Annotated in this window: 8 protein-coding genes and 2 pseudogenes; 9 read left to right on the top strand and 1 reads right to left on the bottom strand. The window is 69.1% G+C overall.

What is annotated here, in order from left to right:
* A pseudogene (locus D588_RS0120035) lies at window positions 1–734 on the top strand (chromosome partitioning protein ParB); the annotation flags it as partial.
* Window positions 735–799: 65 nt separating this feature from the next.
* Window positions 800–1,003: pseudogene (locus D588_RS26865) on the top strand (hypothetical protein); the annotation flags it as partial.
* A 144-nt stretch (window positions 1,004–1,147) separates the two neighbouring features.
* On the opposite strand, the gene D588_RS28040 reads toward D588_RS26865, so the two are convergent.
* A complete protein-coding gene (locus tag D588_RS28040; protein ID WP_150410749.1) occupies window positions 1,148–1,732 on the bottom strand; it encodes a hypothetical protein in 585 nt (194 codons plus the stop codon).
* Window positions 1,733–2,686: 954 nt separating this feature from the next.
* Here D588_RS28040 and D588_RS0120025 point away from each other — a divergent pair.
* The 7 genes from D588_RS0120025 to D588_RS0119995 form a co-directional block, all read left to right on the top strand.
* Window positions 2,687–3,001 (top strand): DUF736 domain-containing protein, encoded by a 315-nt coding sequence (locus D588_RS0120025; protein WP_017917257.1) that lies wholly within the window; start codon window positions 2,687–2,689, stop codon window positions 2,999–3,001.
* A gap of 710 nt (window positions 3,002–3,711) precedes the next feature.
* A complete protein-coding gene (locus D588_RS0120020; protein WP_017917256.1) occupies window positions 3,712–4,488 on the top strand; it encodes a DUF2285 domain-containing protein in 777 nt (258 codons plus the stop codon).
* An 83-nt stretch (window positions 4,489–4,571) separates the two neighbouring features.
* The gene (locus D588_RS0120015) at window positions 4,572–4,853 is read left to right on the top strand and encodes a helix-turn-helix domain-containing protein (protein ID WP_026143923.1); all 282 of its coding nucleotides are present in this window, start codon (window positions 4,572–4,574) and stop codon (window positions 4,851–4,853) included.
* Between the two features lie 26 nt (window positions 4,854–4,879).
* Window positions 4,880–5,737: a replication initiator protein A gene (locus tag D588_RS0120010; protein ID WP_026143922.1), complete on the top strand. Its 858-nt coding sequence runs from the start codon at window positions 4,880–4,882 to the stop codon at window positions 5,735–5,737.
* A gap of 253 nt (window positions 5,738–5,990) precedes the next feature.
* Complete coding sequence (parA, locus tag D588_RS0120005; RefSeq protein WP_017917253.1) at window positions 5,991–6,629, top strand: ParA family partition ATPase; 639 nt, start codon at window positions 5,991–5,993, stop codon at window positions 6,627–6,629.
* Entirely contained in the window at window positions 6,626–6,910 is a 285-nt protein-coding gene (locus tag D588_RS0120000) for a hypothetical protein (RefSeq protein WP_017917252.1), read from the top strand. The genes parA and D588_RS0120000 overlap by 4 nt, the downstream gene beginning before the upstream one ends.
* Window positions 6,907–7,341, top strand: a 435-nt coding sequence (locus tag D588_RS0119995; RefSeq protein WP_017917251.1) for a DUF2840 domain-containing protein, incomplete at its 3' end; no start/stop codon positions are given. The genes D588_RS0120000 and D588_RS0119995, both read left to right, overlap by 4 nt.

Raw genomic sequence — 7,341 nt, 5'->3', positions numbered from 1 at the left:
GGGCCGGGAGCCTGTCCGACCGGCTCGCGCAGCGGTTGAGCGCGCACCGTACGGCGGCGCTGCAGATCGAAGTCGCGCGGCATCCGCAGGTGGCGCTGGCCGCGCTGGTGCATGGCATGGTGCAGAGCGTTCTGCAGGAACGCCGCTACGGCCACGACTTGCCGCTGGGTGTGAGCCTGAAAGTACAAGACCGGCTGGAAAGCATGGCTCCGGACTGGCCGGAATCGCCTGCCGTCGTGGCGCTGCGCGAACTGCAGCAGGTGGCGGGCGGAGCCTTGCCCGAGGACAGCGCCGACCTGTTCGCAGTGCTGCTGGCGAGGTCGCAAGACGAATTGGTGCGGCTGCTGGCCGTGTGCGTGGCCGCCACGGTGGACGTGGTGACGCCTCGCGCCGTGCCACGCCAGCCCGGCGAGGAACTGGCGCAGGCCGTGGGCCTGGACATGGCTGCATGGTGGAAGCCGACCGCCGAGGGCTACTTCAAGCATGTTCCGAAGGCCGCGATTCTGGATGCCGTCGGCGAGTACGCGCCCGATCAGGTGTCCCGGCTGGCGAAGTTGAAGAAGGCCGACATTGCCAGCGAAGCCGAGCGGCTGGCGGACGGTACGGGCTGGATGCCCGCCATCTTCAAGGCCGCACCGCCGGAAGCCATGCAGGCAGAACCGCAGGCGCAGGACAACGCGAGGGAAGATGCCGAGGCCATGGCGGATGAACCCGCCGAAGCGCTGGCCGCTTGACTCGCGCCGAATGCAGCAAACGCCCCGGCCTCGACCAGGGCGCTTTGCTTCAGGGAGAAGAACCCATGACAAGCAACGCAACCAGCCGCCCGCGCATGGCGGCGATCTACGCACCCGGCACAGTACGCGCGCGCCGCTGGCACGGCGAAGGCGACGTGCGCGGCTACCGCCCGGCTTCGGGTTGGGCGGCTCGCGCCGACCTCACGGACATTCATCCCATTACGGGCCGCGCTCTGTCGCGCGCGGTGTGGTGGATCATCGAGACGAAGGCATGGCCGAAAGCAGCACCGCGCCCAGGCCGTGCCGTCCTGGGCGCGGTGAAACGCAAATCCGGGCGCGGCAGTGGCCGCGCCCGGTGTCGAATTCAAGTAGCCTGAGCACCAAGCTGCCGGCCCAGAGGCGCGCCTGCCGGATCAGGACACCACGTTCTCCGCTGTCATGACCTGTTTGTAGATCAAATAATCCCACTTCATGTAGAGGAATTCGGTGCCGTCGGCATTGCCAATGAATCCGTAGAAGTCAGGACGATAGGTCAGGCGCTCGCGGTTCTCTACCAGGACGCGCGCGTTCTCGATCAGGTCGCGGGTTTTGACGGCAGCGGCGGCCAGCAGCGTCCCGCCGCGCTGATCCAGATAGCCCTGGATCGTCAAATGCGGATACAGATGTCCCTCATCGATATGCTGGATGGCCCGTAGCCGTTTTTGGAACTCCGTCTCGTTGCCAGACGGCAATTTTGTGCGGATCGAAAAGGAATGATGGCATCCGCCCCATTGCACTCGGCTGGCAATGCCTCGCATCGCGGTCGGCCCATACTGAATTTGCCAAGCATCGATGCCGGCCAGCAAATCCAACTCATCCTTGAAGTTGCGTTCCGCAACCGCCTCGACCGTGCGAATCGCCCCGCCTCCGACGAGTGGGGTCACGCAGATTCGCGGCCAAACAATGTCCTGAAAATCCTGTGCACTAGCGCTCAGCATTTGGGTAATGGCTGTATTCATGGTCCCGTCCATCTGTCTCTATCGCTTTATCGCCGGGAAAGCTCACCGGCTTCTGAGTCATTCCAGGCAGATACTACTGTGATAGCAGTAGTAGGACTCAGGTTGCTATGGCTCGCCTGGATGAGTAACCCTGCGCTTTCGCTGATGGGGCAGTGGGTTGCGACATCGCACCTTGCCCGCGTGTCGGCGCAATGCGCCGCCGGGCTTTCGGGCTGCGCCCCGTGCCGCCTCTGTCGTCACGGCCATTCGGCGTCAATCCCTCACGCCTTCGCGCCGGCGGCGCTGCGCGCTGCGCTTGCCTCCAGGGGAAAGCCCTGCGGGCTATCCCCGCCGCGCGATGCTTGGCGCCCCGCGATGCCGCCGAACCGGGCTGAGCCGGATCGGCCCGGCCGGCGCCCCGCCGCGATGGGCGGGGCGGCGGGCAACACGCTGGCACTCGCTGCGGCAGGTTGTGCAGATGCGTGCCGTCCTCGACGCTTTCGGTTCCTGCCCATCACGTCACGAAAGACAGAGGGTTCACCGGCAACCCGCCCCGCATCGCCAAAGCTTCCATGCCACGCCTCAAGGCCGGCGCCGCACGATGCGGCGGGGCGTTCTCGCTTGTCGTCGGTAGGTTGACCTGGTCCGCGTCAGCGGGCGCACCGATGAAGCCTTCGGGTGGGGATGCCGAGTCGGCCCCATCTCCTTTCGGAGCGGTGCGGCCCAAGGCGTCCTTGTCTGGTCGTGGATCCTGGCGGGGGCGCGGCTGCGCCTCGGGCTTCATGGCTGCAACCGTCCGGCGAAAACAATTTCCCCTGCGCTGCGCGCATTCCTCGCGCGCCAAATTCTTTTCGCCTCCCGGCTCTCCACTGCGTTGCGACCGCACGCGGTGCAGCCCGCCCGTCCCCCGCCGGCCGGATCACAACAAGGACGCGATGGGCGCGAACCTTGTTCAACCGAAAAGGAGAAAACATCATGGCCAACATCGGCACCTTCACCACCGACAAAGACGGCTTCACCGGCACGCTGCGCACCCTGACGCTCAACGTCAAGGCCAAGCTGGTTCCCAACGACAAGGGCAGCAGCGAGAACGCCCCCGACTACCGCCTGCAGGCCAGCGGCCACGACATCGGCGCGGCGTGGAAAAAGACCAGCGAAGCCGGGCGGGAGTACCTGTCCGTGACCCTCGACGACCCTTCGTTCCCGGCACCGGTCTACGCCCGCCTGATCGAAGGCGAGGGCGGCACGCACGACCTGATCTGGTCGCGCAGCAAGCCCCAGGCGGCCTGACGGCCGCCGCGCCCCGCCCATCGCGGCGGGGCGCCTTGCGCTGCGGATCGCAGATCGCAGCTCGTCACCGCGTCGCACGCGCCGCTCCGGTTGTTTGCGTCTTCGTGCCTTTACGGAAATCCGCATCGACGGCTTTCCGTAAAGCCACGCAAGCGCATCGGTGCTTTTGAACGAAGGCACATATCCGGTTCCACGGTTCGACGCTTTGGCGCGTCGCCGTGCAACCGTCTCCGTGCATCAGTGGATTTGCGGGGCGGCGGGCGACGCCGTGGGCGCGCGCCGCCGATCAGGCCCGCGTGCGTCGGCCGCATCCGTTTATGACGGGCCGGCCTGCCTGTGTCGCGCACGCTCCCCGTGGGCGCAGATCCCTGTGGCCGAGCGCTACGGTGTCATTCCCCGTACCCCAGGCCCGGAATGACTGTTTTTGTCTGATGCGATACCTGGCAGGTCTCAATCGCCATTCTTGCGGCGGCGCCGCACCAATCTGATCCAGATAGACATGATGCCGGGCGCGGGATGCGGCACGCTGGCCCGTACGGCGCGCCAGGTTGGCGTGCGGCCGCCGCGGCATTCAGACGCACACCGCAACGCATCGGAGCCCATCGGTCTCGACACCTCCATCCACTGCTTCAGCCCATGACTTCCTGACGATGGCGATGTAACGCGGCGCCTGCCGTGGCGGCCAGTCCTGTTCGCGGGAGGCTTACGTCATGCTCGGTCCCCATCACGTCGCGCACTGGTATCCGACGGCGGCATATCTCTACATCCTGTGGCTGGATGCGCTCGCCCTGGCCTGGGAGTACCTGCGCCGGCACCCCGACTACCGGCTCGACTGGCAGCGCCGCCAACGCCGGCCGCATGCGGCGCAGGCCGCGGCCCACCGCTGGGGGCTGCGCCTGCTGGAAGACCCGGCGCTGGATGCGCGGGACGCGCATCCAGCCTGGCTGCCGGGTCATGGCGCCGTGGTGCAGCTCCACCCCGACGCCGATCCGCCGCAGGGCGCCACCGCGTTCGCGTTCTGGCGCATCGCCGGCCACAAGCAGCTGCTGCACGATGGCCGGACGCTGGCGCTGACCGCGCGCAGCCCGGGCCAGTGCCTGCGCTTCGCGCTGGCGCCCGGCCTGGAGGAGGGCATGCCCGTGGTCCATGCCCGGCGCGGCGGCGCCGCTGCACCTGTGCGAGGTCCTGCACGCAGCGCGGCCTTCGCTGCCACCCGGCCCAGGCCAGCGCCGTCCGTGCTGCTGGAACTGCACACCCTGCAGGCGCTCGACGCCACCCTGGCGGGTGCGTCCCTGCGCGAGGTGGCCGACGGGCTGTTCGGCGCCGATGCGGTGGCGGCCCGCTGGCACGCCGACAGCGACCTGCGCGCCCGCGTGCGCCGCCTGGTGCGGCGCGGCCATGCGCTGATGCGCGGCGGCTACCGCCGCCTGGCACACCTGCCGCCGTGGGAGGAGGGACGTTCCGCAGGCCATGCAGAACGTCCCTGAGCAGGAGCCCCCCGTTTCCTGAGACTGCCTCCATCCGGCCGCGCCCCGCGGCGGGTCGATCTGACTCGATGGAGGTTCACACCATGCGTCCTGCTTCCTTGCAGCCTGCCGCCGCACCCGCCACTGCGGTGGCCCAGCCCCAGCGCTATCTCACCAACGACGAAGCCGCCGCGTATCTGCGCCTGTCGCCGCGCACGCTGGAAAAGCAGCGCGTGATCGGTGGGGGGCCGAAGTTCCGCAAGTTCGGCCGCCGCGTCATGTACGCCGTGGCCGACCTCGATGCCTGGGCGGCCGGCCGCAGTTTCGAGACGACGTCCGACCCCGCCTACGCCGACCACCACGCGGCCGACAGCCGTGCGCGCTGAGCGGGCGCGCACGGGGCGCCGTCGCCATGTCCACCCCGGAGCTGCCCATGCGGCAGCGGCCCTTGCAGGAGCGCGACCAGCTCGACCTGTTCCGCGCCTTGCCCGGCGACATGGCGCCGCGCGACAGCCAGGACCTGATGGCCTATCCGTTCTTCTCGCTCGCCAAGTCCAAGCGGGTCCAGCCCATCGACTTCCGCGCGGGCAACGTGACGATCCGCGTGGAAGGCACGGCCCAGCACGGCATCGCCACGATCTGGGATGCCGACGTGCTGATCTGGGCGGCCTCGCAGATCGTCGAAGCGCAGGACGCGGGCCTGCGGCCCTCGCGGTTGATGCGTGCCACGCCCTACGAGATCCTGCGCTTCATCGGGCGCGGCAAGTCGCTGCGCGACTACCAGCGCCTGAAGGCCGCGCTCGACCGGCTGCAATCCACCACCGTGGCCACGTCCATCCGCGAGACCACCGGGCGGCGCCTGCACCGCTTCTCGTGGATCAACGAATGGAAGGAACTGGCCGATCCCAGCGGCAAGCCGCTGGGCATCGAGCTGATCCTGCCGGACTGGTTCTATGCCGGCGTGCTCGACGCCGCCCTGGTGCTGACCATCGACCCCGCGTACTTCCGGCTCACCGGCGGCATCGAACGGTGGCTGTACCGCCTGGTGCGCAAGCACGGCGGCAGGCAGCGACACGGCTGGCAGTTCGACTTCCGCTACCTGCACCAGAAATCGGGCAGCACTGCCAAGCCCTACGACTTCGCCTGCGATCTGCGTGCCCTGGTCGCGCGGCAGTCGCTGCCCGGCTACGTCCTGCGCATCGAGCGGATGCCGGGTGGGGGAGGGGAACTGCTGACCTTCCGGCCCGTGCCGCCCACGGCACGGGGATAACCGCGGGGCAAGCTGTGCATGGCGTCGTGCCATCAGGCGTGCCCGGTATCGTGCTATCGGGCGTGGCAGCCTCGTGCCATCAGGCGTGCCGATCGGCCGCAAACCCCATGCGGGCGCTGCTTTGCGGCGGCTCTAACGACCTAACTTCTACATCTCTAACGGGTGGTAGAAGCGCCGTCCCGCAGTGGATAACCGCGATGCGGCCACACGCGCAGCGGCAACCGCCCGGCGTTCCCACACCGAGGGCTGCGCCATGATCGTCGCGCTGCTCAACCAGAAGGGTGGCGTGGGCAAGACCACGCTCGCCACCCACGTGGCCGGCGAACTGGCGCTGCGCGGCCAGCACGTGGTGCTGCTCGACGCCGACCCGCAAGGCTCATCGCTCGACTGGACGCAGCGGCGTGCCCAGCAAGGCCTGCCACGGCTGTTCAGTGCCGTGGGCCTGGCCCGCGAGACGCTGCACCAGGAAGCGCCGGAGCTGGCCCGTCGCGCCGATCACGTCGTCATCGACGGCCCGCCGCGCATCGCCGCCCTGGCGCGCTCCGCGCTACTGGCGGCCGAGCGCGTGCTGATCCCCGTGCAGCCCAGCCCCTACGACCTGTGGGCCAGCGCCGAGATGGTGGCGCTGATCCGCGAGGCGCAGGTGTTCCGGCCTACGCTGCGCGCGGCCTTCGTCATCAACCGGCGCGTCAGCACCACCGTGATCGGGCGCGAAGCGCGCCAGGCGCTCGCCGACCAGCCGCTGCCCGCGCTGCGCGCGGAAGTGCATCAACGCATCGTCTTCGCCGACAGCGTGGCCGCCGGCCGGCTCGCCCGCGAGACGGCGCCCGGCAGTACCGCCGCGCGCGAGATCACTGCCCTGGTGGACGAACTGCTGCGGTGGCTGACATGACCGCGATGCCGCCACCGAACGGCAAGCGAGCGGCAAAGCGCGTCGGCATCGGCGCGCGCCCGCCGGCCAATCCGCACGCCGAGGCGTGGATCCGCCAGGGCGATGCCGATGCGCTGACCAAGGGCGACCTCTACACGGCGCGCCTCACCCTCGACATCACGCCCGCGATGCGGGCGCGCATCAAGGTCTCGGCCTTCACGCAAGGCGTGACCGTGGCCGACCTGCTGCGCGGCCTGTTGGAGCGCGAGTTTCCCGAACAACGCAGGGAGAACACACGATGAGTGCATCCGTTTCGCCGGTCCCGACCCCGGCCCCGGCGCTCGCCACCTTCGCGGCCACCGCCGCGCACGCAGCCGCGTCCCATCCTCCAGCCGGCGCGCCGCTCACGCGCGTGGCGCTGGCCTCCATCGAGCCCCGTTTCAACGTCTACCTGCGCTTCGGTGAGCCCGTGCGCCTGCACCGGCTCGACCGCTGGCGGCGCAGTGCCATGTTCCTGCCGGGCGCGGTGCTGTGCCGCATCCATTGGCAGGCCAACGACTACGGCACCGTGCGCTGGCAGCTCATGGTGATGCAGACGTGTACGCCGTTGGATGCGGCGCAGCGCATCCCTGGCGTACAGCCGGGCGCACGCCTGCTGCTGCACGCCGAGGGCGAGAACGCCGTGCGCGCCGTCCTGGTGCGCATCGACGCCATCGAGGCGCTGGGCATCGCA

This window comes from Xanthomonas sp. SHU 308, from assembly GCF_000364645.1.
Taxonomy (GTDB): domain Bacteria; phylum Pseudomonadota; class Gammaproteobacteria; order Xanthomonadales; family Xanthomonadaceae; genus Xanthomonas_A; species Xanthomonas_A sontii.
Note: the sequence above shows the minus strand (reverse complement) of the source record. Positions and strands in the feature narration are given on the sequence as shown.